Genomic DNA, 23,417 nt, shown 5'->3' on the forward strand with positions numbered 1-23,417 from the left:
CAACGGCCGCCTGATTGCCGAACTCCCGATCGGGCGCGGCAATGATGCGATGGCGTACGACCCCTCGCACCGCCGCATCTTCAGCTCGAACGGGATCGACGGCACGATCAGCGTCTATCAGCAGGTCTCGGCGGATATCTACCGGTCGCTCGCCACTATCCAGACCAAGGTGAGCGGACGCACGATGGCGGTCGATCCACATTCGGGCCGCCTGTTCGTGGTCGCCGCCGACACCGACCCGGCCGCCACGCCGGGCGGGCGGCCCAAACCACGCGCCGGGACGTTGTCCGTCCTTGTCTTCGATCCCGCCGCCTGAACGCTCAAGAGGATTAGCGAATGCCGACCACGCTCGCCGAAACCGCGCGCTCCAAGGTACCCGAGATCACGATCGTCTTCTGGATCATCAAGATCGCGGCGACGACATTGGGCGAGACGGGCGGCGATACCGTCAGCATGACGATGAATCTCGGTTATCTCGCCGCGACCGGCATTTTCGCGACACTGCTGGTGCTGTTCGTCGCCTGGCAGATGGCGGCGAAACGCTTCCACCCCTTCCTCTATTGGGCGACGATCATCGCCTCGACCACCGCCGGCACGACGATGGCCGATTTCGCCGACCGTTCGCTCGGCATCGGCTATCCCGGCGGATCGACCTTGCTGCTGGCCTGTGTGCTGGTGTCGCTGGGCGCCTGGTATTGGTTTCTCGGCACGGTCTCGGTGCGTAGCATCCGCACGCCCAGGGCCGAATTCTTCTACTGGCTGACGATCACCTTTTCACAAACACTCGGCACCGCGCTGGGCGACTGGATCGCCGATGCCGGGCCCGGATATGAAGGGGGTGCCGTGATCTTCGCGATCGCGCTGCTGATCGTGCTCTGCGCTTATTACTGGACGAACGTCTCGCGCGTTTTGCTGTTCTGGGCGGCGTTCATCCTGACGCGGCCGCTGGGTGCGACGCTGGGCGACCTGTTCGACAAGCCGGTCGCCAGCGGCGGCCTGAATTTCAGCCGCCCGCTGGCATCGGCCGTCCTCGCCGCCTTCATCCTGCTCTGCATCCTGATCCTGCCGCAGCGCCCGGCGGAAAGCGGCGAGGCCGCGCACTAAGGCCCGCCCATGCCCTGGGAAACGCGATGGTCGCCTGGCCCTTTCGGATGGCCAGGCGATAAGGCTCAGGCCGCCAGCGGCTGACCCTTCAGCGCCGCGTTGCCGACCGCTTCGATGATCGGCGTGAAATCCTGCGCGGCGAGGCTGCAATTGCCGACCAGCACGCCGTCGACATCCGCCAGCGCGGCGATCCAGCCCGCATTGGCGGCGTTGACCGACCCGCCATAGAGCAACCGCACCTGTTCGGCGCCGCGCCCGAAGATATCGCGCAACGCGCCGCGGATCGCGCCATGCATCTCCGCAATCTCGTCCGAGGTCGGCGTGCTGCCCGATCCGATCGCCCACACCGGCTCATAAGCGAGGACGATCTCGTCGGGCTTGGCCAGCGCCGGAAGCGACCGCTGCAATTGGCGCGTGACGGCGGCGGCAGCGACGCCCGCATCCCGTTCGTCCGCGCTCTCGCCGATGCACACGATCGGCATGAGCCGCGCGCGGATCGCGGCAGCAGCCTTCGCGCAGATATCCGCGTCGCTTTCGCCGAACGCCTGCCGGCGCTCGCTATGTCCGACGATGACATGGCTCGCGCCCGCCTCGCGCAGCATCACCGGCGAGACCGATCCGGTAAAAGGCCCTTCCACCGCATGGTGGCAGTCCTGCGCCCCGATCGACAGGCCGCGCGCGCTGCGCATCGCGGGATGGATCAGCGGAAAGGGCGGGCAGATGACGACGTCGAGTGCGGCATGGGCGGCGGCGTCGCCGACCGCACGCAGTTCGGTAAGCTGGGCCCGGCTCGCGCACATCTTCCAATTGCCGACCACCATCGCCTTGCGTGGTGCCTCGGCAGCCGGCCCGGTCCCTCTGATCGTCATGATCCGCACGAGCATCGGGATAGGAAGCCGACCCATTAGAAACAAATCACATGTTTGGTGTCATGCATTAGGTGATGCTAACGCATGCCGATGCGCGGATTCGCCTGGTTCAACCTGCGTCACCTCGAAGGTGTTGCGGAAATCCGCCGCACCGGCAGCTTCGGCGCGGCCGCGCGCGCGATCAGCCTGACGCAGTCGGCGCTGACCCAGGCGGTCGCATCGCTGGAGCGGCGGGTCGAGCGCCAATTATTCGAGCGCCAGCCGCGTGGCGCCTCGCCGACCAATGCGGGCCATCTGCTGGCCGACAGCGTCGACCGCGCACTGGCGATCCTCAACGCCGCCGATCCATCCCACCGCACCCCGCTCGTGCGCCGCGTGACCGGCACGCAATTGCTCGCGCTGGCGGCGGTCGAAAGTGCAGGCGCGTTTCGCGGCGGCGCGCGCGCCTCGGGCCTGTCCGAAGCCTCGATCCATCGCGCGGTGCGCGATCTCGAACGATCGCTCGGGGTGGCGCTGATCGTCCGCACCGGAGCCCGCATCGCGCCCACGCCCGTCGCCACCGCGCTCGCGCACGCCGCGCGGCAGGCGATGGCCGAGATCGAATTGGGGTTCGAGGCGGCGCGCAATGGCGGCCGCGCGGTCGTGGTCGGCGCAATGCCTTTGGTCCGCGCCGGGCTGCTGCCGAGCGCGATGGCGCAACTCTGCGCACGCGAGCCTCATGCCCGGGTGCGGGTGATGGAAGGCGCCTATGCCGAGCTGCTCGCGGCTTTGCTCGACGGCAAGATCGACATGCTGCTGGGCGCGCTGCGCGAGGCGGCGCCTGACGGCGCCGTCCAGGGCCAATTGTTCAACGACGACATGGTCGTGGTCGCGCGCAGCGATCATCCGCTCGCGCGCACCAGCGATTGGCAGGCGAGCGCGCTCGCGGACTTCCCCTGGGCCGCCTCCCCGCCGGGCACGCCGCGCCGCGCGCGCTGGGAGGAGATGCTGCGCGCGGGCGGGATCGAACCCCCTGCCCCGCAGGTCGAATGCAGTTCGGCCAGCGCCGCGCGCGGCCTGTTGCTCCAGGGCAATTGGCTGGCGATGCTGTCGCCCGATCAGTTCCGGATCGAACGCGAACTCGGCCTGCTGATCCCCTTGGGCGGACCGCTGCCAATCTCGACGCGGCCAATCGGCATCACGCTCCGCGTCGGCTGGCAGCCGGATCGCATCCAGGCTTTGATGATCGATATCCTGCAATCGTGCGCGGACGCGCACGCCTGATCAGCCGCGTCGCGCCACCTGGAGCCTGATCGTTATCGGTGGAAGCGCTGTGCGCTTCCGCTGATGAGGTGGATCAGGCTCTATCATGGGTTGAGACCTTGATTCACGACCCAGGCGTAGCCTGGATCGATCAAGGCCTAGGTGTACTTGTTGTCGCGGCGGCGGCCCAGCATCATGCCGCGCTCCAGCCGGGCGCAGAGCGCGCGATAATAATCGGTGAGGAAGCCCAAATCGTCGCCATCGTCGGCGATGTCCGCCTTGCGCCGCACCGCCGCCGCCACCGTCGCGAGCGCCTCCGGGCGGCCGAGCCGCAACACCTCTTCCAGCGTCTGCAATTCGTAGACGCCATAGAGATTGAGCGCGGCGTCGCTGAAGCTGCGGCGCACGCGTGCGATCGTCTCGGCGGCGCCGATATCGTCGGCCAGCCGCGTGCGCGATGTCCGCACCACCCACGTCCCGCCGACCAGATCGCCGACACGCAACCGGTCGCGGTTCAGCAACGGGAAGAGCAGAAAGATGCCGGTCCACAGCAAGGCGAAGATCGCGAGGAAGGCGTCCGCCGCATCCTGGCTCGCCTGATAGCCGAGGAAGGACAAAGGCAGGAACACTTCGATCTCGCGCATCGCGTTGCGTGCGATCACCGCACCGCCGGTCAAGGGCGCGCCGTCGCGCGCGACCACGCGCAAACCCAGCGCCATCTTGCCCGGCGTCGCGCCGCGTCCGCCGATCTCGAACAGGATGAACCAGCCGTTGCGCAGCACGAAGAAGCCGAGCAGCCAGAGGATCACCATCAGCTGGGATTTGGCGGCGACCGCGAGCAGCCCGATCGCGATCGAGGCCACGATCAGCACGATCAGCATGAACACCGCGTCGAGCAGAAACGCCGCCGCGCGCGCGCCCGCGCCGCCCAGTTCGAGCCGCAGATCGACGCCTTCGGGCGTGACGAAGCTGCGCCGCAGGTCGTGCGGCTTCTTGTCCGCGCGCTTACGAAACGGCCAGGGCATTGCGATTCCACGGCGCATAGAAATAGGTCAGCCAGCCGGCGAGCACGCAGAGCCCGATCGCATAGCGCGTGCCGTCGACCAGCACCGTCTGGCGGCCGATCCCTTCCAGCATACCGGCCAGGATCAACATCACCACCGCGCCCGCCATCACCACCGATGCCTGCCGCCCGACCGTGATCGCGAAGTCGGTCCGCGACGCGCGTCCGGGAAACGCGATTGCGGTGCCGATGCGGAAACCGGCCGCGCCCGACAATATGATCGAAAAAATCTCGGTCGTGCCGTGGATGATCAGCCACCCGCCCGCCTCCAGCCCCAGTCCCTTGTTCGCGAACACGGCGAGAAAGGCGCCCAGCATCAGGCCGTTATAGACGATCAGCAGGACGGTCGGGATCGCGAAGGCGAAGCCCAGCGCGAAAGCGAAGATCGCGATCTGCGCATTGTGCGTGAACAAGGCGGTGGCGAAGATGGCGAGCCCATCGTCATGCCCCGGGGGATTGTAGAGCGTCGCGCGCAACGCCCCCGCGCTCGCCGACGGATCGCGGCCGCCAGCGAGGCTGTCGGGGATGATCGTGTAGAAGACGGCGGGATCGTGGAGCACGAGCAGGAAGCCCGCGAGCGCGCCCGCGACGGTCAGCAGGAAGGCGACCAATGTCTCGCGCCACAGGCCGCGTACCGCCTGCGGCCAGCCGCGCGCGAAAAAGTCGGTGAGCTGGCTCCAGAAGGAAGTCGGCACGCCGTAAATCTGGAAATAAGCGCGCGTGCACAAAGCCTCAAGATAGACGACGAGCGCCCGATCGAGCGAGGTCTCGCGCGCGACCGACAGCGACGACAAGGCCGAGCGGTAGAGCAAGGGCAATTGCAGCAGATCGTCCTCGGTCAGCGCGCCGATCCCGCGCCGTTCGATCCGGTTGACGATGCCCTCCAGCCTTTTCCAGTCGAGCTCGTGCGCGGCGCGGAAGCGGCTGGCATTGACCAAAAGGGGTTCGGCGGGCGCGTTCACAGCGCGTCCCTTCGCTTGAGATCGACATAGGCCGCGACCAGCCGCTCGGCGACCTGGCCGTAGGGGCTTTCGATCACATGCGCGCCGAGATGGCGCAGCCGCAGCAGCACCAGGTGGCGGTCGCGCAGCAGGGCGGCCGCGGTGACCGCGCGCGTCACGTCGTCGGCGCTCTGCGGCTCGGCTTCGACCAGTGCCTCCAGTTCGTCGTCGCGCAACACGACCACCAGCAGCAGATGCGTTTCGACCAGCCGCGCCGCCGCGCGAACCATGAATTCGGCGGCGGTCAGATCCGTGAATTCGGTGAACAGCACGATCATCGAGCGCCGCTTGAGCGCGGTCGTGAGGTTGGTCAGCGCGAAGGTGTAATTGGTCTCGTCGCTGCCATAGTCGATCTCGGCGGCGAGCCGCTGCAGCTCGGGGAAAGCCGCACTGCCGGTAATCAGCCCGGAGGCGATACGCGGCCGGCTGTCGAACGCATGGAGCGCGACCCGGTCGCCCAGTTTGAGCACGATCCACGCGGTCAACAGCATCGCCGAAACCGCGCGGTCGATCCGCGGCAGGCCCGCCACCGGCTCGCTCATCTGCCGCCCGCAATCGAGCGCGAACACGATCTGGCTGTTGCGTTCGGATCGATATTCCTTGGCGTGCAATTTCTGGTGGCGGGCCGATTGCTTCCAGTCGATCGCACGCCGATCCATGCCCGATCGGAATTCGACCAGAGCGTCGAAATCGGCGCCGTCGCCCCGGTCGATCTGCGCGAGCAGGCCCTGCAAGGCATGGCGTTCGAAGATGCGCGCGCCGCTTTCGCGCACCGGCCGGACGTCGGGCAGGATCAGGGTGCGGAGCGCGGCGGGTTGCTGCGCCTGTTTCCAGGTGAGGCCGAGCGGCCCGCGCCAGCGCAGCCACAGCCGTTCGACGCGCGCGGCGCCACGGCGGATCGCGAGGATCGGCAGCGCGCCTTCGCCCCGTCCTCCGTCGAGCGGCAGCCACAGCCGCCCTTCGTCGGTCATCAGCAACAGCGGATCGCCATCGAGCGCGACCTCGCACCAGCCGGGCGCCGAGCGGCCCGCCACGACCACTTCGATCCTCGCATCGGCATCGCCGCCGACGGGCGCGGACTTGGGCATCGTGACATGCAGCTGCGCGCGGCGCGGGTTCGGCCCGATCAGCGCATCGATCAATGTCAGCAGCACCACCGCCGCCGGCCAGGCGAGCCCGGCATACCAGAGGCGCGGCAGGAACACGCCGAGCAGCAGCGCCACCGGCGCCCCTGCCGCCGTCGCCCACACCGCCAGGCGCGTCGGCGTGATCAACGCGGCGCCTCGATGCTCTCGATGATGCCGCTCACCACCTCCTCGACCGTGCGCCCGTCAATCTCCGCCGCCGGCGACAGGATCAGACGATGGCGCAGCAAAGCGGGGCTCAGCATCTTCACGTCGTCGGGAATGACGAAGTCGCGCCCGTCCAACGCCGCCCGCGCCCGCGCCGCGCCGGCGAGCATCGCGCCCGCGCGTGGGGACGCGCCGCTTTCGAGATCGGCCACCGTCCGCGTACCGCGCACCAAAGCCGCGATATAGGCGACCACCTCGTCGACCAGCTTTACTGCAGCCACGGCGGCGATCGCCCGGCTGATCTTCTTGGCGTCGGCCTTGCGCGCGACGCCCCATTCCTCGGGCGACATCACGCTCTGCCGCGCGCCATGCGTCGCGATGATGCGGCGCTCTTCCTCCTCGGTCGGATAATCGACGCGCTGCTTGAACAGGAAGCGGTCGAGCTGTGCTTCGGGCAGCGGATAGACGCCCTGCTGCTCGATCGGATTCTGCGTCGCGATCACCATGAAATGATCGCCGAGCGGCAGGCTCTGGCCGTCGATCGTGACGGTGCGTTCCTGCATCGCCTCGAGCAATGCCGCCTGCGTCTTGGGCGGGGTGCGGTTGATTTCGTCGGCGAGCAAAAGGTCGGTGAAGATCGGCCCGCGCGTGAGCGAAAAGGTCGAGGTCTGGAAGTTGAACAGGTTGGCGCCGATGATATCGCCCGGCATCAGATCGGGCGTGAACTGGATGCGGCCGAAATCGAGCCCGACCGCGCGCGCGAAGCTGTGCGCGAGCAAGGTCTTGGCGGTGCCCGGCGGCCCTTCGAGCAGTACATGCCCGCCCGCGAACAAGGCGACGAGCATGAAGTCGATCGTCTCGTCCTGGCCGACGACGGCCTTGGCGACTTCCGCCCGTATCGCGGCGGCGAGCGCCTGCACCTCTTCGACCGTCACCCTTTTTTCTCCTTCTGCCAATGGTGGAGCGCCTGCGCCGCGGCGACGAGCGACGCCCGGTCGCGCGTCGCCTCGGCGGCGCGCGCGAGTTCGCTGAAGCGCATGGCGCCACGCCCGCTCAATTTGTCGAGATAGGCGTCGAGCGCCGCGTCCTTGAGCCGCGCGGGCACGCCGAACGTCGCGACCGCGCGCTCGCGGATCACCTGCACATAGCGGCCGCCGAGGTCGGTCTCGCGGCCCGCGCGGCGGATCAGCTTGGCGCTGTTCTCGACCAGAACCGCCTTGCCGAACGCGATCGCGCGCGCCCTTGGCCGGATCGGCCCGAACCGCCCGAGCGCATGCCAGCCGACCAGCGCCAGCACCACCGCCAGCGTCAGCGTCATCGCCAGGAAGGGTGGCGTGAACGCCAGCTTGAGCGGGCTTTGCGAATGACCGAAGCCGTTCATGGTGACATCGAAACCGATCGAGGTGGCGCCGGTCGAATTGAGCCAGTCGAGCATCGCCAGCGCCGCCGCCGCCTGCCGCGGATCCCTGATCCCGGCATTGGACAAAAGGTCGGGATCGGCCAGCAGATAGAGCGGCTGGTCGCCATATTTGGCGAGCACGATCCCGCCATGCCGGTCGGTCAGCAACGGCGTCAGTTTGGGCGGCTTCTTGTTTTCGCCCGGCTTCACGCCGGTGATCACCTGCAGCACGCGCGGCGCGCGAAAGGCCGGGCCGCCGGAGAAATCGGGTGTCGGCTGCAGCATGACCTGACCGCCGGTCCTGCGCCGCCCGACCGGGAAGACCACGCTCGGGGAAAACATGTGATCCGGATCGAACGGCATCAGCAGCCCGGCGACCTTGACCCAGCCTTCATGATCCTTGTCGGCGACCGTCTCCCATTTCGGGAAGACGACCAAAGTCGGTTTGGCGTTTCGATTGCCGAGCACCGGTCCCAGATCGTCCCAACCATGGTCGGGCGTGACGACCAGCAGATCCTCCGAATCGAGCTGATGTTCGTTGCGGATCACTTGTCCGTTGCGCCCCGTCGCCGTCGCCAACTGGACGATCCCGCTGAAACCGATCGCCGAGTTCGACAAGGCATGCCCGCCGCCATTGTGGCCCGAGCGCAGATCGGGCGCGAATGCCCCCATCACCAGCATGCCGACAAAGCCGAAAATGCCGATCAGCAGGATCAAGGCAACCGTGAGCGCACGGAACGGATCGGCACGGGGCGCGCCGCGGCGGCCAAGCACGAGATCGCTCATGCCGGCTTCCAGGCGGCGGTGCGGGCGAAGTCGGCATAGGCCGAACGGCATTCGGCCCAGTCGTCCGCGCCGACCGCGCGTCCGCCGAACAGGCTGCGTTCGACCACCGCCGCGATCCCCGAGAACAATTGGCGCGCGCGCGGCGGCACCGTCGGCGCGCGCGCCAGATCGCGGCTGGTGATCGCGGGCTGGACCAGGCCGGGACGGCGCCGGCCGATATCCTCGACGCTGCGGATCAGCAGATGGTGCGCGGCCTCGGCGAAGCGGCCCTCGCCCGCCAGCACGTCGGCCTCCTCCAGCCACGCGCGCACCGGCGCGGCGTCGGGCTGCCATTGCTCGTCCTCGCTGTCCTGCGCGGCCGTTCGCGCTCGCTTCGTCCAGCGGGGCAACCGCCAGGCGCCATCCTGGAACCGCGTCCAGATCATCCACGCCAGCGCGGCGCACGCCGCGATGATCACCGACCATAACAGGATCCGCGCATAAGGCGCGTCAGGCATGAAGCTTCCCAGCCAGTCGAAGAAGCGGCCGATTGGTTTCAGTATTTTGCCGAGCCATTGCAAGAAATGCACAAGCCATGCCGGCGGCTGACGCGGCGGTTCTGCACGACGAAGATCGAACTGAATATCGGGATTCGCCCGCAGCGCGCGATGCGCGGCAGCGAAGCGCTCCGAAGCAACCTGACCTAATCCCGCTATAGCGACCCCCAATGCCACTCCTGAACCTCTTTGTATCGCAAGGCCGTGCCGCCGCAACGACGAATTCTCCATCCAAATCCGCCATTTCGGTGGAACCTGCGGACTGGACAGCGGCGAGATCGTCGCTCAGTCTACCGTAAAATCAGAGGGGATTTGCAATGGCTGCAGAAAATTCGGACGGCGGGTCTTTTACGATTGGGGGCGTGTTCGGCCGGGCCTTCGGTGTGATGGGCCACAATCCATTGGTGGCGTTCGGCGTGTCTTTCATGCTCGCCGCGCTGCCGGGTGCGTTGTTGAGCTATCTGTTGATCAACCTGCGCCTCGACCTGCAGCAAAGCGGGGTATTCCAGGGCGTTGTCGTATCGGCTGTCATCGGCTCCGTCGTTTATCTAGTTTTGCGATCGCTCGTGCAGGGTTGCCTGGCGCGCGCGACAGTCGCGGATAGCGAAGGCCGGCAGGCAAGCCTGGGCGAATGCCTCGCCACGGCCTTCAGCCGTTTGTTGCCGCTGATCGGCACGACGCTCCTGTTCGTACTGGCGGTCCTGGCCGGCTCCGTCTTGTTGATCGTGCCGGGGATCATGGTGGGGGTGGCCTTCGCCGTAGTGATTCCCGTGACGGTAGAGGAGCGGGTCGGCGTGATTGCGGCATTCGGCCGTGCCGCCGATTTGACGCGCGGCGCGCGCTGGAAGGTGTTCGGACTGCTTCTTGTAATGGCTATCGTCCTGTGGGTGCTGGCCGCGATAGCGGGGCTGTTCCAGCTCTTGATTGTCGGTGTGCCGCAGGTCGGCACGATGCCCATGTCCTATATTGTCTTCAACGCAGTCATAACGACGATTTCGGCGACCTTCGCGGCGACGATAACCACCGGCCTCTATGTCGAACTGCGCGAGTGGAAAGACGGCCCGCTGGACGCGAAGCTCGGCGAGATCTTCGAATGACCTCGGCAGCAGCGTGATGCTCGAGGAGCAATCGCCGATCGGGATCGGCGAGGTTATCAGCGAAACGTTCGAGTTTATCGGCGACCGGGCCGCGACCGTGTTCGGCGTCGCTTTCCTTGTGATCCTGCCGGAGCGTTTGCTGATTATCTATCTGGCCACTCACGGGGTATTCCAAAACGTTACCAGTGGGTCGTTGGGGAATTATGGGTTGGCCCTGTTGGCGATCAGCGCTCTGGGCACTTTCATGGCCTTTTTCGGGCAGGGCGTCCTCGTTGGAACCGCGCTCCAACGACGGGACGGCAGGCAATCCGACCTGTTGGGCGCGCTGGCTGCGGCTGCCCGGAGGCTGCCGATCGCGCTGCCCGTATCGTTGCTTTACCTGGCCGGATTCATTCTGGGGTTCGTACTGCTGGTCGTTCCCGGTATCATGCTGTTGACGATGTGGGCAGTTGTCGGTCCCGTGCTCGTTGCCGAGCGCACGGGGCTTTTCGAGACCTTTAGCCGTAGCCGGGCCCTCACCCGCAATACCCGATGGCGGATTTTCCTGCTGCTGCTTGTGGCGGGTATCGCGGTAGGCGGGCTGAACTGGCTGTTGCAACGGCTCGGCATGTCCGTCCTCGAAACCAGATCGCTCGTCCTTAGCTATGCGGTCGAGCCGGCCCCCTTTTTGTATGTAACGCTGCTCAGCACGATTGCGTACGGGTTCCAGCTCGCCATGGTGTGTACGCTCTACATCGTCCTGATCGAACGCCGCGGCGACGGTCCGACGACGGATCGCCTGACCCGCATTTTCGAATAAGGAAACGGGCTGTTTGCGCGCGACACGGCGCGCTAGAAACGCGCCATGCTGCTCGACGATCAGTTTCGCCATTATTTCGGCACCGATGACATCGCCGCCATCCCGCCCGCCGCGCTGACGGCGGGCGTCGAGCGGATCCGCGTCGATTTCGGGCTGCAGAAGGATCGCGGCCGGCGCTTCGCCTTATGGGCTTTGCTGCACATGCTCGGCGCGGCGCCCGATCTCGACGTCGCGTTCAAGGATGAGGCCGATCGCGACGCGGCGCGCACCTTCATGGACATGGCCGCACGCGCGGACGACGACAACTGAAGGACAGCCTGTCCCCGGCGGAGGCGCGGCGGATCGCGCTCGCCGCGCAGGGCTTCGGCCAGAAACGGCCGGACGGCCCGATCGGCGCGGCGCATCTGCGGCGCGTGATCGAGGGGCTGGCGCTGTACCAGATCGACAGCGTCAACGTGCTCGTGCGCGCGCACTACCTGCCGCTCTTCTCGCGGCTCGGCGCCTATCCGCGCACCCTGCTCGATCAGGCCGCCTGGGGTCCGAAATCGAAGCGCCGCCTGTTCGAATATTGGGCGCACGAGGCGTCGTTGCTGCCGCTCGACGTCCAGCCTTTGCTGCGCTGGCGGATGGACCGTGCCGCGCGCGGCATCGGCGTCTGGGGCAATGTGAAACCCTTCGCCGGCGAGCGCCGCGCCGAGGCCGACGCCCTGCTCAAGCGCATCGCCGATCACGGCCCGCTCGCCGCCTCCGACATCGCCGAGACGCGTGGGGCCGGCGGCTGGTGGGGCTGGAGCGAGACCAAGCAGGCGCTCGAATATCTGTTCTGGTCCGGCCAGATCACGACCGCGACGCGCCGCACCAGTTTCGAGCGCGTCTACGATCTGCCCGAACGCGTGCTGCCCCGCGATATTCTCGACACGCCCACCCCGTCCGAGGCCGACGCGCAACGCGCCCTGATCGCCCGCAGCGCCCGCGCGCTCGGCATCGCCACCGCGGGCGACCTGCGCGATTATTTCCGGCTCAAGCCCGACGACTTTTATCCCCGCATCGCCGAACTGGTCGAGGACGGCACGCTCCGCCAGATCGCGGTGCGCGGCTGGAGCCAGCCGGCCTATCTCCACGCCGACGCCAGGGTCCCGCGCCGCATCACCGGCCAGGCCCTGCTCGCGCCGTTCGACCCATTGATCTGGGAACGCGCCCGGACCGAGCGCATCTTCGGCACGCGCTACCGGATCGAAATCTACGTCCCCGCCGAAAAGCGCGTGCATGGTTATTATGTGCTGCCGTTCATGATGGACGGGCAGATCGTCGCGCGGGTTGATTTGAAGGCCGATCGGCAGGCGGGCACCTTATTGGTCCAAAGCGCGCATCGCGAGGAAGGCGCGCCCGACGACATGCCGGAACGGTTGACGGCGGAGCTGGCGCTGATGGCACAATGGCTTGGCCTCGAAGACGTCACGATCGCGAGCGGAGGCAGCCTGGCCGGCTCGTTGAATTGACGCCGACGCGCGTCGAAGCATGTCTGCTTTGGGTGATTGCTTCTAACCCGCCGGCTTGAGCAGGCCGTGCATCCCGAGCCAGCGGGCGAAGGCGTCGAACCATCCCGTGCTGGTCGTGGTTTTCTGATACATGCCGAAGCCGTGTCCGCCCTGCTCGTAAAGGTGGAACTCGACCGGCCGTTTGGCCGCTCGCCAGCTGTCGATAAGACCGTAGCCTCCGTTGCCGAACAAGGGATCGTCGGCGGCTAAAGCCACGAACACCGGCGGGGCGTCGGCGGGCACAGATACCGGACCCAACGGCCCATAGATGATGCCGATGAAGGCTGGTTTCGCATCTTCCCCGGCGAGTTCGGTGGCGAGCGTGAGCATCGCGCCGGCGGAGAACCCGACCATGCCGATACGATTGGTATCGATGTGCCATTGCATCGCGCGCGCGCGCGTAAGGGCAAAGGCTGCGCGCGCGTCGGCAATCTGAGGTGCAAGGCCCGTGAAGGCACCGTTCGCATCAGCCTGCGGCGGGCGGACCGGTCCGGCGAACATCTGGCGCATCGACTCTTCGAAGGCGGGCATATCGGCGGGGGTCTGGTTCAACCGGTATTTTAGGACGAAGGCCGCAATGCCTCGGGCGGCGAGCGCCTTGGCGACATCCCAGCCCTCATTTTCCATCGACAGGGTCCGGAAGCCGCCTCCAGGTGCCACGATCACGGCCGCGCCCGAGGCTTTCGCGGGATCGGGTAGAAAGGGCGTGAGCGTGGCGACGGTCACGTTGCGCGCGAACACGCTGCCATATTGGCTGTGCCAGCTTTCAGGTACGGAAGCGCCCGGAAGCGCGCCGGTATTGAGTGTGATCGCGCCGGATTGAACTGGAACGGCGATCGGGGTCATCCGATCATTCTGCGCGGGCGCCGGGGCCGACGCGCAGACTATCGCAAGCCCGGTGAAGGCCGTCCCAGCCATCCTGATCAATCCGCCGGCGGACAATCCGTTCGATCCTTTCACGTCATGTCTCCCCATCGATTTTCTGATTGTTATGAGTTCGGTGTCATCGCGGCAGGACGACTTCGGCGTGCGTATCGAAATTGGCGGACTGCGCCGGAACGCCCGTGTCTGGCTGCCCCGAACCAACGCTGACGCGGTAGCGGCCGGGCACGACCAGCCGCGTTCCATCCGGCGCGACGCTGCTCAGATCGCGCGGGGACAGGTCGAAGTTGACGGTCCGACTCTCGCCCGGCCTCAACGCGAGCCGCTGATAGCCGCGGAGGGCCACACGCGGCGTGCCCGGCACGTCGGGGAAGTTGAGATACAATTCCGCCACTTCATCGCCCGCTACCGCGCCCGTATTACGGACCTCGGTCGTGACATGAAGCCCCTGCGCCGCCCCGCCCGTCGCCGGCGCAAGCTTGAGCGGGCCGTAGACAAAACTGCTGAAGCTCAGCCCGTAACCGAACGGATAGACCGGGGTGCCGGTGAAATAGCGATAGGTGCGTCCTGCCATCGCATAATTGTCGAACGGCGGCAGGTCGTCGACGCTGTGATAGAAAGTCAGTGGCAAACGACCGGCGGGATTGGCCTTGCCCGACAGGATATTGGCGACAGCGAGGCCGCCCGACTGGCCGGGATACCAAGCCTCAAGGATCGCGGCCGCATTGTCCTTGGCCCAGGCCAGATCGATCGGGCTGCCGTTCATCAAGACGACGATCAGCGGCTTGCCCAGCGCCTTCGTCTTTTCGAGCAGGCGGCGCTGATCGGCGGGAAGATCGAGCGACGTCTTGTCGCCGCCCGAGAAGCCCTCGACGTGGACCGGCATCTCCTCGCCTTCCAGGTCGGAAGTCAGGCCGACCACGGCGACCACGACGTCCGCGTGCGCGACACCCGCCGCAAGATCGCGATCGAGATCGGTCGAAATCCGCTTCCAGAACATCGCCGTTCCGGCCGAAACGCCAGGCGCTTCGGACTGGAAATGCACCGGATAGCGCCGCCCCTTTTCCAACAGGACCTCGACCAGATGCAGCGGCTCGCCCCAGCGCGAATACTGGTCGGAGGACAAAGCGGGTCTGCCGTCGACGTCGAGCGATCCCTTCACGCCCGTTACCGCGATGCGATAAGTTCCGGTTTCCGGCGCGACCAGGAAGCCGCTCCACACCACTTTATGCCGTTCGGCGACCTGCTTCACCTCGAACGCGTGCGCGTTCAGGCCCGGCTCGACGCGCGAGACGATGGGCTTGGCATCGTAGCTTGGCGCAGCCTTAGGATCGGCGCCGGACGAGAGCGGCTTGGCGTTGTAATAATCGGCATGAAGGCCGCGCTTGCCGTCTGCGGTGACGAACACCGAATCCGGCACGGGATCGCCGTCGGTGACGGACGCGGTGAACGGCACCAGGGTGACCTGCGCGCCCGGCATCGCGGAGCGCAGCCCGGCGAGCACCGAAATCGGCGGCGCGCTGGCGGGCGACGAATAATTGCCGCGCAATACGCGTGTGGCATCCGCGAGCGGGCCGACCAGCGCGATCCTGATCGACGGCTTGAGCGGCAGGACCGACTGGTTCTTGAGCAGCACCATGCTTTCAATCGCGGCCTTCAGCGCGAGCGCCTGATGATCCGGCGTGTTGATCGCGCTGACCGGCACCAGCGACAGGGCACGCTGGCTCAGGCCGGGAAGATCGCCGTTCCGCAACCGCGCCGAAAACAGGCGGACCAAAGCCCGATCGAGATCCTGTTCGGTGATCAGGCCGCGCGCGACCGCTTCCTTGTAGCGGTCGCCCAGCTGCTGCGCGCCGTGAAGCGTCGCCGTGTTGCATTCGTTGTCCACGCCAGCACGAACGGCGGCCGCGACGCCCGCCGCGGGATCGGGCGCATATTTGTGATGTTCGGAAATATCGACCACCGCGTCGCAATCCGACACGACGTAGCCGTTGAAACCCCACGCACCGCGCAGATGCTCCTTGAGCAGAAGGTCGCTCGCGCAGGCGGGCTGGCCGTCGATGCGGTTGTACGCGCACATCACCGATCCAGCATGGCCTTCCACGATCGCGGCGCGGAATGCCGGCAGATAGGTGTCTTCAAGATCGTGGGGCGAAACGAAGACGTCGGCCACGTGGCGGGTCGGCTCCGGACCGCTGTGGACCGCGAAATGCTTGGGCGTCGAGATCACGTCGGGAAGCTAGGGATTGGGCCCTTGCATGCCGGTGACGAAAGCCACGCCCATATGCGCGGTCAGGAACGGATCTTCGCCGTAGGTCTCCTGGCCACGCCCCCAGCGTGGATCGCGAAAGATGTTGATGTTGGGCGACCAGGTATCGAGGCCGGTGCCGATCTTTCCGAGCTTGCCCGTCTCGCGGCCAAGCGTGTGCAGCGCGCGCACCTCGACGCTGATCGTGCCGGCCACGTCGTGGATCAGCGGGGCATCGAAGGTCGCGGCAAGGCCGATCGGCTCGGGGAAGTTGGTGGTCGGCACCGCGCCGAGCGCGCCATGCAGCGACTCCGTCCACCAATTGTAGGCAGGGACGTCCAGACGGGGGATCGCCGGGGCGACATTGACCAGCTGACCGATCTTCTCGTCGAGCGTCATTTTGCCAACCAGCGCGGCGGCAAGGCGATCGGCGTTGGCGCGTGCGGTTGAAACAGGCGGAGAATAAGGCTGGGTCCCGCCGCTACTGCCGAAGACGGCAGTGGCAAACAGCAAGACGCAAAGCGCTGACGGCATACGCACCAGTCTCTTCTCCCCATGTTTGGCCGACGGCTTGAGCCTTCTGGCCAGGGGAACACATCGGACGCCCGACTGCGATCCCGCTCTTATTTGAGGGGACCGCGCGGTGGCACGGCCCCTACCGCGTCAATTATGCGGTAAAGGTAGCGCTATCAAGCCATTTGTCTGAGTTATTGATAGCGGTCCGGGCCAAGCTCGGCGTTTGCGCTCTAATGTCCGCAATTGGGTTAGCAGCAGCCGCTCTACCGATCTGATGGAGAACATGACACCGCCCTTGACAAATGAGAACAAAACGTGTACGCATTTCACGTTCGCTGATCGGAACTCGGTCGGCGGGCACGACCGGCGCGAAGCTCCTCGGCATGAATGAGACGGTAACTTCGCCCAAAGCGTACAGATCTCACCCTCTGGGTGATGCCGGCGTCGTGTAGCGGAGCTATGCGGACGACGTTGGGCTTCGGCCCTTTGAGGGTAACCTCCCGGCAAATTCCGCCGCTTCGGTGTCGACATCGCGTACCGTGGCTAGGCGGGCGATGCTGGAGGGAAACCTCCAGGGGCTTTCGAGCTACCCGTCCTGAACTGCAGCCACCGGCTGGACGTCGCGCAGTTGGCAGGCTTGCAGGCGCCGTCCAGGGCTTGAATGCCCAAAGCCAAATTGCAGCTTCCCCGCGGCCGAGCAGGCGGCGGAACCGCGCCGGTCATACAGCTTGTTCCAAGCCATGGGAGACGTGCGTCCAAAGGACATACGGCTGGCGGCGCGTGCCCCGCACCCAACTCGTCATGCCGGACTTGTTCTGGCATCCACCGTGAAGCAGGCACCAAGCCTCAGAGTGGACCCCGGAACAAGTCCGGGGTGACGAAGGCCAACCTCAATCCAGCGCCTTGAACCGGATCGCCTGGCCGCCGCCCGGCGCCATCGCGATCGTCAGCACGTCCTTGCTCGTCACGACCTGCTTCACGATCTCATAGGCTTCGGGGTTGGTGCGGTAATCCGCGCCCGGGGCGTCGCGATAGATTTGCGCTTCGTAATGCTTGCCCTGCGTCAGGAAGGTCAGCGGCTGGGTCAGCGAACGCGCATTCTCGTCGGTGACCGCGCCCAGATACCAGTCCTTGCCGCCGCGCGGCTGACGCGCCTCGACGATGTAATCGCCGATCTCGCCCTGCAGCGTCTTCGAAGTCTCCCAGTCGGTCGGCACGTCGCGGATGAACTGGAACGCGTCCATGTGCGCGAGATAGTTTTCGGGCAGGTCGGCCGCCATCTGCACCGGGCTGTAGATCACGACATATTCGGCGAGCTGCGTCGCCAGCGTCGATTGCACACGCCGCGTCACGTCGTCCTTGCCGTGCGCCAGATCGAAGATGCCCGGGGTGAAATCCATCGGTCCGCCCAGCAGCCGCGTGTAGGGCAGGATCGTCACATGCTCGGGCGGATTGGTGGGGGTTCCCCAGGCATTATATTCCTGCCCGCGCGCGCCTTCGCGCGCGATCATGTTGGGCCAGGTCCGGCGCAGGCCGGTGTCCTTGACCGGCTCATGCGCGTCGATCGCGACGTGATGCGCAGCGGCAACCTCGGCGACGTGAAGATTGTGGCGGACCATGAACTGGCCGGCGAACCATTCGAGGCCGCCCTGCCGGTCGACGATATCGCCGCTGTGATGGACATAGCCGGTCTTCACGATCGGGATGCCGACATGCTCGTACAGCGTCATCGCCGCATCGAGCTGGTTTTCGTAATTCACCACCGCGCCGGCGGTTTCGTTATGCCCGATCAAAGCAACGCCGCGCGCCTTGCCGTAGGCGACGATGCCGGGAAGGTCGAAATCGGGATAGGCCTTGGTGAAGCTGAACTTGTCGCCATTGTCGATCCAGCTGCCGTCCCAGCCTTGGTTCCAGCCCTCGGCGAGCACGCCCGAAAAGCCATATTGCGCGGCGAAATCCATATAGCGTTCGACGTTCTGGGTGTTGGCTCCGTGGCGCATGCCGCTGCCCCAGGTCGAATGGTTGAGGTGCATTTCCCACCACACGCCGACGAACTTGCCCGGCTTGAACCAGCTGTCGATGTCGGGGATCTTGCTCGGCTCGTTGAGGTTCAATTCGATCCGACTGTCGACCAGCCCGCCGGCGCTGTCGCTGATCAGCATCGTCCGCCACGGGCCGGTGAACGGCCCGGTCTTGTGCGCGAGCACGCCGTCCGGCCACGGCATCAGCCACGCGCTCAGCACGCCCGTGCCATTGCCCTGCAGCAGCATGCTCGGGAAATCGACCAGAGCCGCTTCGTGGATCGAGAGATAGAGATGGTTGGTGTCGCCGCGCAAAGTCAGCGGCGTCTCGGCGAGCGTGATCCGGCGCGCGTCGGTCTGCGTATAAAGATATTCGTCACGCTCCAGCCCGAGACCCTGATACCACCAGGCCTGATAGGCGCCGATTGTGTGGAACTGGGTATGGTCGGCGGTGACCGACACCGCCTGCCCCGCCGGAATCGCGGTGTAGCTGTAACGGAAGCCGAACCCGTCATCGAACAGGCGGAAGCTGACGTCGAAGCTTTTGGTCAGCGGCGTGTCGCCCGCGATCGTCACGGTCAGGTCGCTGTGATTGTCGCGGATCACGCGCTGCTCGCCCCATGGCTGCTGCCAATTGGTGTCGGACGATGCGCGGCGCGGGTTGGACAGGGCGCCGTAGCGCGCCTCGCCCTCGCCCGCGAAGCTCAGGCCCATCGTCGAGGGTGCGAGCACCACCTCGCCCTTGCGCGTGACCGCGTACCAGGCCTGACCGCCATCGACCCAGGTGCACAATTCGATCACCTTGCCGGGCGACTGGGCGCATTCGCGGGGGCTCGCCTGTGCTGCGGCGATCCCGCCGAACGTGACAAGCAAGGCAAGGCTGCGAAGGATCATCGATCTGTTTCTCTTTCTCGAAATGTCGGAAGCCGGGACACGCCGCGCGGCATTTGCGCGGGCGGTCATGGCGTTTTCAGGAAGGCCATCATGAGCTGCTGGCGCAGCGCGGCCCGCTGACGGGGGCTCATTCGGCCGAGCGCGCCCTGCAATTCCTCGGGGATATGCGCGACCGCCTCGCCCCGCGTGCCGAACACATGCGCCTCGAACATCGCGCGCCAGTAAGCGCGCTCGCCGTCGGGCAGATCCTTGAACGCGAGCAAACCGGCAAGGAATATGTCGTTGGGCCGTTCAAGCCCGGCGGCGCTGTCGCCCCACCAATAATTGACCATCGCGTTGAACGGGTCGAGCGAGGTGACGTGATGCCACCAATATTTGGGCAGGAAGAGCGCGTCGCCCGGCTCGAGCCACGCGACCCGCGCCGCCGCGATCGCTTGCGGGTATTTGGGAAAGCGCTCCAGATCGGGTGCTTCGGGATCGACCAGCGACAAAGGCGGCGGATTGTCGAGCGGGCCGACATAGAGGTTGGCGACCTGCTCGGGCGGGAACAGCAGAAAGCGCCGCCGCCCGGAAATCACGCAGGCCAGATTATGGTCGCGGTCGTTATGCGTCTGGGTGCGCAGCGGGCCGCCGATCCACAGCCGCGGGCCGACCTCGGCGGGCAGCAGCGGCATCGCATTGCGCGCTACGAAATCGGGCAAAGTGTCGACGAGCGGCAGCATCTGGATCGCGACGAACGGCGCATTGTCCTGCCCGAGATTGCGCTCGATCCGGTCGAGCGTATCGCCGATCGGGGCACGCCTCTTGGTGAAGCTGAATTCGCTGATGTCGGGGCCGTAGGTGAAGCGGCCGCCGCTGCGCGCGGGCGCCTCCATCACCGGCGACGGCACGCCGCGATCCATCGCCTTGAGATAAGCGACGAGCGCGGACGGCGTGCGCCCGGCTTGCGTCGCCGGCCAATCCGCGACCAGCCCCTTGAGGATGACCGGCTGCTCGGCCGCGATCAGCGCATCGAACTCCGCCGGCGTCGGCGGCCCCTGCACCGCCACGCGTGGCAATGCATCGAGATCGCCGGGGGCCGCATTGCGGTCCATACGTAAAACCTCACCCATTCCCGCGCCGCGCGATCGTCTGCAGATAGGCGTCATGGGTCGGCTGGCGAAGCACCTGTTCTTTGACGAAGCCGAGCATCGTCCGGAACTGCGCCTTCATCGTCTCGGGCGGGGTGCGGTCGATCGGCGGCAAATAGCTGTCCGGCACCAGGCCGTGGCCGATGAAGAAGGTACGCCAGCTGTCGGGCGAGAAGCTTTCATCCTCATAAGGCGCGATCTCGCCGCGCGCCTGGAACAGCGCGATCGTGTGTGCCAGTTCGGGCGAGGCATCACCCTGCCGCGCCTGCGCCCAGAAGGCCGAACCGGCATAGGGATTGAGCCGGTAATGCACCGCCTGGAAATCGCGGATCCGCTCGAACGAGGAGCGCATCAGCCGGTTATATTCGGCACGCTCGGCGGAGAAATCGGAGCCAGCGGGATAGAAAGCGAGCAAGTGGATGAGCCCGAGCTGGACGGCGTGCAACTCCACATTGTGGATCGGATCGAAGGTCGCGGCGGCCGCGCCGATCGCGACGCAATTGCCCGCCCAGGCCTTGGTCCGCATTCCCGGATCGACCGCTTGGATGTCCACGTCGGTCAAAGCGAGACCGCTGTTTTCCGCCGCGTCGCGTCTGGCTTCCTCGTCCGAACATAGGCTGCTCGCATAGACATGGACGACATGGGACCGCGCCTGGCTGGGATAGAGGCCGGTCCAGCCCCCTGACCCGGCGCGGATTTCGGCATAAGCCGGGATCGAGCCGAATTTCGGCCCGCTTGCGACCAGCATCCGATCGCCCGGGAAATAAGACCGCCAGCTTTCACGTTCGGTGCCGAGCGCGTCGATCAGCAGTCCCTCGCCGGTCGCATCGACGAACAGGTCGCCTTCGATCCGCTGCCCGTCGAACGCCAAGGCTTCGATCCGGTCGCCATCGCGCAAAACCTCGATCGCGTCGGCGGCATGGATCGTCACACCATCATGGACCGCGAGCCCCTTGAGGCTGCGGACATAGGCCGCCGCCGGCAGGTGATAGCCATAATCGCTGCGGCCGTATTTCTCGGTCTCGTCGTCGGGGATGAGCAGCCGCCCCTGCCGCGCCGCCGCCGCGGTCAGCGAGAAATCCTCCAGCCCGACCGGCAGGCCGAGCCCGCGTGCCTTCAGCCAGTAAGCGAAGAAATCCTGGTTATCGATCGCGGTGCCGTACGCGCCGTAAGCGTGGAGAAAGGCCGGCTCCGCGCCGCCCGCATCGGCGAAATTCTGACCGAGCGTGAAGGCGCCGCCGACGGCGCGCAGCAAGGCCGCTTCCTCGATCCGCAACTGGTTGTGCAAGGCTTCGAGCGGCGGCAGCGTCGCGTGGACATCGGCCGGTTCCAGGCGGCTGGGCAGTTCCACCGCTGTCACCGTCACGCCCGCGGGCGCCAGCGCGGTGCGGATCACATTGGTGGCGAGCCAAAGCGCGGCATCGCGCCCGACCACGACCACGCGGCCGCAGGGCGGCGGCATCATGCCGCGCTCTCCATCGGCTTGGCCGCCGTTGGGGCGGGACAGTAATTGGCGATGAAATCGCCATGGCCGGTCATGGCTGCCGCATTGGTGCGGATGCGGCGTTTGAGATCGCGCAATTTCGATCCGAGCTCGTCCAGCGTCAGGCTGTCGGCGAGGCGATTATAGCCGCGCGGCACGATGCCCTGCCCGACCAGCACCGCCAGCCAACTATCGCGCGAGAACAGGCCATATTTGTAATCGGGCGCGGCCGCGTTCGCCTCGAACAAAGCGATCTTGTGCGCGAGGCTGTCGGGCAGCCGCATGTTGCGGACATGATCCCACAAAGGCTCGCCCTCGCGCCGGTTGGCGCAATAATGGAGCACGATGAAATCGCGCGTGCGGTCGTAATGGACCTCGAACAGGCGGTTATACTCGTCCGCCAGCCGGCGATCGATCCCGCCCCGCGTCGGCATCAGATTGGCGAGGTCGGTCACCGCCGCCTGGATCAGGAAGATGCTGGTCGATTCCAGCGGCTCGAGGAAACCGCCGGCCAGCCCGATGCCGATGACATTGCCTTCCCATGCCTTGGCGCGGCGGCCCGCCTGGAAGCGCAGCAAGCGGGGCTCGGCCAGAGCCGCGCCGTCGAGCTGGCCGAGCAGGGTCTCGCGCGCCTGATCCTCCGAGCAGAACGCGCTCGAAAAGACATGGCCGTTGCCGGTGCGGTGCTGCAGCCCGATCCGCCAGATCCAGCCGCCCGGCTGCGCGGTCGCGCGGGTATAAGGCAGCAAGGGCTCGGTCCGCGCGCACGGCACCGCGAACGCGCGGTCGCACGGCAGCCATTCGCTCCAGTCCTGCCAGGCGACGCCCATCGTCTGGCCGAGCAAAAGCGAGCGGAAACCCGAGCAGTCGATGAACAGGTCGCCCGCGATCACCGCGCCCGATTTGAGCGTGACCGTCTCGACATGGCCGCTGCCGGCATTGCGGCCGACATCGACGATCTGGCCTTCGATCCGGCTGACGCCGCGCGCCATCGCCCAGCCGCGCAGGAAATTGGCGTAGAGGCCCGCGTCGAAATGATAGGCGTAGGCATAGGTCGAGCGGATCGACTTCGTATCCTCGTTGGGGAATTCGAACGCGGCATTGTTCGCCGCTTCGATCGCATAGCTGTAATCGTGGAGCGGTCCGACATCCTCGCCCGCCAGCATCGCGCGCGTCCAGTGATGCTGGAAGTCGAGCCCCGCCCACGGCTCGCCGAATGTCCCGAACGGATGGATATAGGCGTCGCCCGGTTTGTCCCAGCCGACGAACTCGATCCCCAGTTTGAACGTGGCCTGGGTGTCGCGCATGAACTCGGCTTCGTTGATGCCGAGCATATCGTTGAAGGTCTTGATGTGCGGCAGCGTGGCCTCGCCGACGCCGACCGTCCCGATCTCGTCGGATTCGATCAGGGTCAGATCGTAATCGGCCGAGGCCAACAGCCGCACCAGCCCGGCCGCCGACATCCAGCCGGCGGTGCCGCCCCCGACGATCACAACCTTGAGGGGAGCTGTTGGCAT

19 protein-coding genes and 1 pseudogene are annotated in these 23,417 nt (G+C 66.3%); 7 read left to right on the plus strand and 13 right to left on the minus strand.

Going from position 1 to position 23,417, the window contains the following annotated elements; translation table 11 throughout:
• Both VK533_RS05725 and VK533_RS05730 read left to right on the plus strand, forming a co-directional pair.
• The coding region (locus VK533_RS05725) for a YncE family protein (protein ID WP_414712282.1) at positions 1-316 on the plus strand (316 nt) is incomplete at its 5' end.
• Between the two features lie 20 nt (positions 317-336).
• Positions 337-1,104: a hypothetical protein gene (locus tag VK533_RS05730; RefSeq protein ID WP_324375852.1), complete on the plus strand. Its 768-nt coding sequence runs from the start codon at positions 337-339 to the stop codon at positions 1,102-1,104.
• A gap of 65 nt (positions 1,105-1,169) precedes the next feature.
• Here the strand turns inward: VK533_RS05730 and tpiA are convergent, their stop codons facing one another.
• A complete protein-coding gene (gene tpiA, locus VK533_RS05735; RefSeq protein WP_324375854.1) occupies positions 1,170-1,973 on the minus strand; it encodes a triose-phosphate isomerase in 804 nt (267 codons plus the stop codon).
• Positions 1,974-2,057: 84 nt separating this feature from the next.
• Between tpiA and VK533_RS05740 the strand changes: the two genes are divergently transcribed.
• The gene (locus tag VK533_RS05740) at positions 2,058-3,236 is read left to right on the plus strand and encodes a LysR family transcriptional regulator (protein ID WP_324375856.1); all 1,179 of its coding nucleotides are present in this window, start codon (positions 2,058-2,060) and stop codon (positions 3,234-3,236) included.
• 137 nt (positions 3,237-3,373) lie between these two features.
• Here the strand turns inward: VK533_RS05740 and VK533_RS05745 are convergent, their stop codons facing one another.
• From VK533_RS05745 to VK533_RS05770, 6 genes are read right to left on the minus strand one after another with little or no spacing between them, the layout of a single operon-like run.
• Positions 3,374-4,240 carry an RDD family protein gene (locus VK533_RS05745; RefSeq protein WP_324375858.1) on the minus strand — a complete coding sequence of 289 codons (867 nt, stop codon included), beginning with the start codon at positions 4,238-4,240 and terminating at the stop codon, positions 3,374-3,376.
• On the minus strand, positions 4,221-5,240 hold the full coding sequence (locus VK533_RS05750; RefSeq protein WP_324375860.1) for a stage II sporulation protein M: 1,020 nt from the start codon (positions 5,238-5,240) through the stop codon (positions 4,221-4,223). The genes VK533_RS05745 and VK533_RS05750 overlap by 20 nt, the downstream gene beginning before the upstream one ends.
• Positions 5,237-6,553, minus strand: coding sequence for a DUF58 domain-containing protein (locus VK533_RS05755; RefSeq protein WP_324375862.1), 1,317 nt, complete (start codon positions 6,551-6,553; stop codon positions 5,237-5,239). Before VK533_RS05755 ends, VK533_RS05750 begins: the two co-directional genes overlap by 4 nt.
• A complete protein-coding gene (locus VK533_RS05760) occupies positions 6,550-7,506 on the minus strand; it encodes a MoxR family ATPase (RefSeq protein WP_324375865.1) in 957 nt (318 codons plus the stop codon). Before VK533_RS05760 ends, VK533_RS05755 begins: the two co-directional genes overlap by 4 nt.
• On the minus strand, positions 7,503-8,756 hold the full coding sequence (locus VK533_RS05765; RefSeq protein ID WP_324375867.1) for a hypothetical protein: 1,254 nt from the start codon (positions 8,754-8,756) through the stop codon (positions 7,503-7,505). The genes VK533_RS05760 and VK533_RS05765 overlap by 4 nt, the downstream gene beginning before the upstream one ends.
• On the minus strand, positions 8,753-9,253 hold the full coding sequence (locus tag VK533_RS05770) for a DUF4129 domain-containing protein (RefSeq protein WP_324375869.1): 501 nt from the start codon (positions 9,251-9,253) through the stop codon (positions 8,753-8,755). Before VK533_RS05770 ends, VK533_RS05765 begins: the two co-directional genes overlap by 4 nt.
• Before the next feature lie 356 nt (positions 9,254-9,609).
• Between VK533_RS05770 and VK533_RS05775 the strand changes: the two genes are divergently transcribed.
• The 4 genes from VK533_RS05775 to VK533_RS05790 all read left to right on the plus strand — a co-directional run bounded on the left by VK533_RS05775 (position 9,610) and on the right by VK533_RS05790 (position 12,687).
• On the plus strand, positions 9,610-10,389 hold the full coding sequence (locus VK533_RS05775; RefSeq protein ID WP_324375871.1) for a hypothetical protein: 780 nt from the start codon (positions 9,610-9,612) through the stop codon (positions 10,387-10,389).
• A gap of 16 nt (positions 10,390-10,405) precedes the next feature.
• Positions 10,406-11,188, plus strand: a complete 783-nt coding sequence (locus VK533_RS05780; RefSeq protein WP_324375873.1) for a hypothetical protein — start codon at positions 10,406-10,408, stop codon at positions 11,186-11,188.
• A 45-nt stretch (positions 11,189-11,233) separates the two neighbouring features.
• A complete protein-coding gene (locus tag VK533_RS05785; RefSeq protein ID WP_324375875.1) occupies positions 11,234-11,497 on the plus strand; it encodes a hypothetical protein in 264 nt (87 codons plus the stop codon).
• Positions 11,498-11,601: 104 nt separating this feature from the next.
• Positions 11,602-12,687 (plus strand): winged helix-turn-helix domain-containing protein, encoded by a 1,086-nt coding sequence (locus VK533_RS05790; protein ID WP_324375877.1) that lies wholly within the window; start codon positions 11,602-11,604, stop codon positions 12,685-12,687.
• 42 nt (positions 12,688-12,729) lie between these two features.
• On the opposite strand, the gene VK533_RS05795 is transcribed toward VK533_RS05790, so the two are convergent.
• The 6 genes and pseudogenes from VK533_RS05795 to VK533_RS05820 form a co-directional block, all read right to left on the minus strand.
• Positions 12,730-13,644: an alpha/beta hydrolase gene (locus VK533_RS05795; protein WP_324375879.1), complete on the minus strand. Its 915-nt coding sequence runs from the start codon at positions 13,642-13,644 to the stop codon at positions 12,730-12,732.
• Positions 13,645-13,729: 85 nt separating this feature from the next.
• A pseudogene (locus VK533_RS05800) lies at positions 13,730-16,390 on the minus strand (glycoside hydrolase family 3 C-terminal domain-containing protein).
• Positions 16,391-17,262: 872 nt separating this feature from the next.
• Positions 17,263-19,287, minus strand: coding sequence for a glycoside hydrolase family 97 protein (locus tag VK533_RS05805; protein ID WP_324375881.1), 2,025 nt, complete (start codon positions 19,285-19,287; stop codon positions 17,263-17,265).
• 65 nt (positions 19,288-19,352) lie between these two features.
• Entirely contained in the window at positions 19,353-20,381 is a 1,029-nt protein-coding gene (locus VK533_RS05810; protein ID WP_324375883.1) for a cupin-like domain-containing protein, read from the minus strand.
• Between the two features lie 10 nt (positions 20,382-20,391).
• Positions 20,392-21,882 (minus strand): tryptophan 7-halogenase, encoded by a 1,491-nt coding sequence (locus tag VK533_RS05815; RefSeq protein ID WP_324375885.1) that lies wholly within the window; start codon positions 21,880-21,882, stop codon positions 20,392-20,394.
• Positions 21,879-23,417 (minus strand): tryptophan halogenase family protein, encoded by a 1,539-nt coding sequence (locus tag VK533_RS05820; RefSeq protein ID WP_324375887.1) that lies wholly within the window; start codon positions 23,415-23,417, stop codon positions 21,879-21,881. The genes VK533_RS05815 and VK533_RS05820 overlap by 4 nt, the downstream gene beginning before the upstream one ends.

This window comes from Sphingomonas sp. (genome assembly GCF_035317925.1).
In the GTDB taxonomy this organism is placed as follows: Bacteria; Pseudomonadota; Alphaproteobacteria; order Sphingomonadales; family Sphingomonadaceae; genus Sphingomonas_I.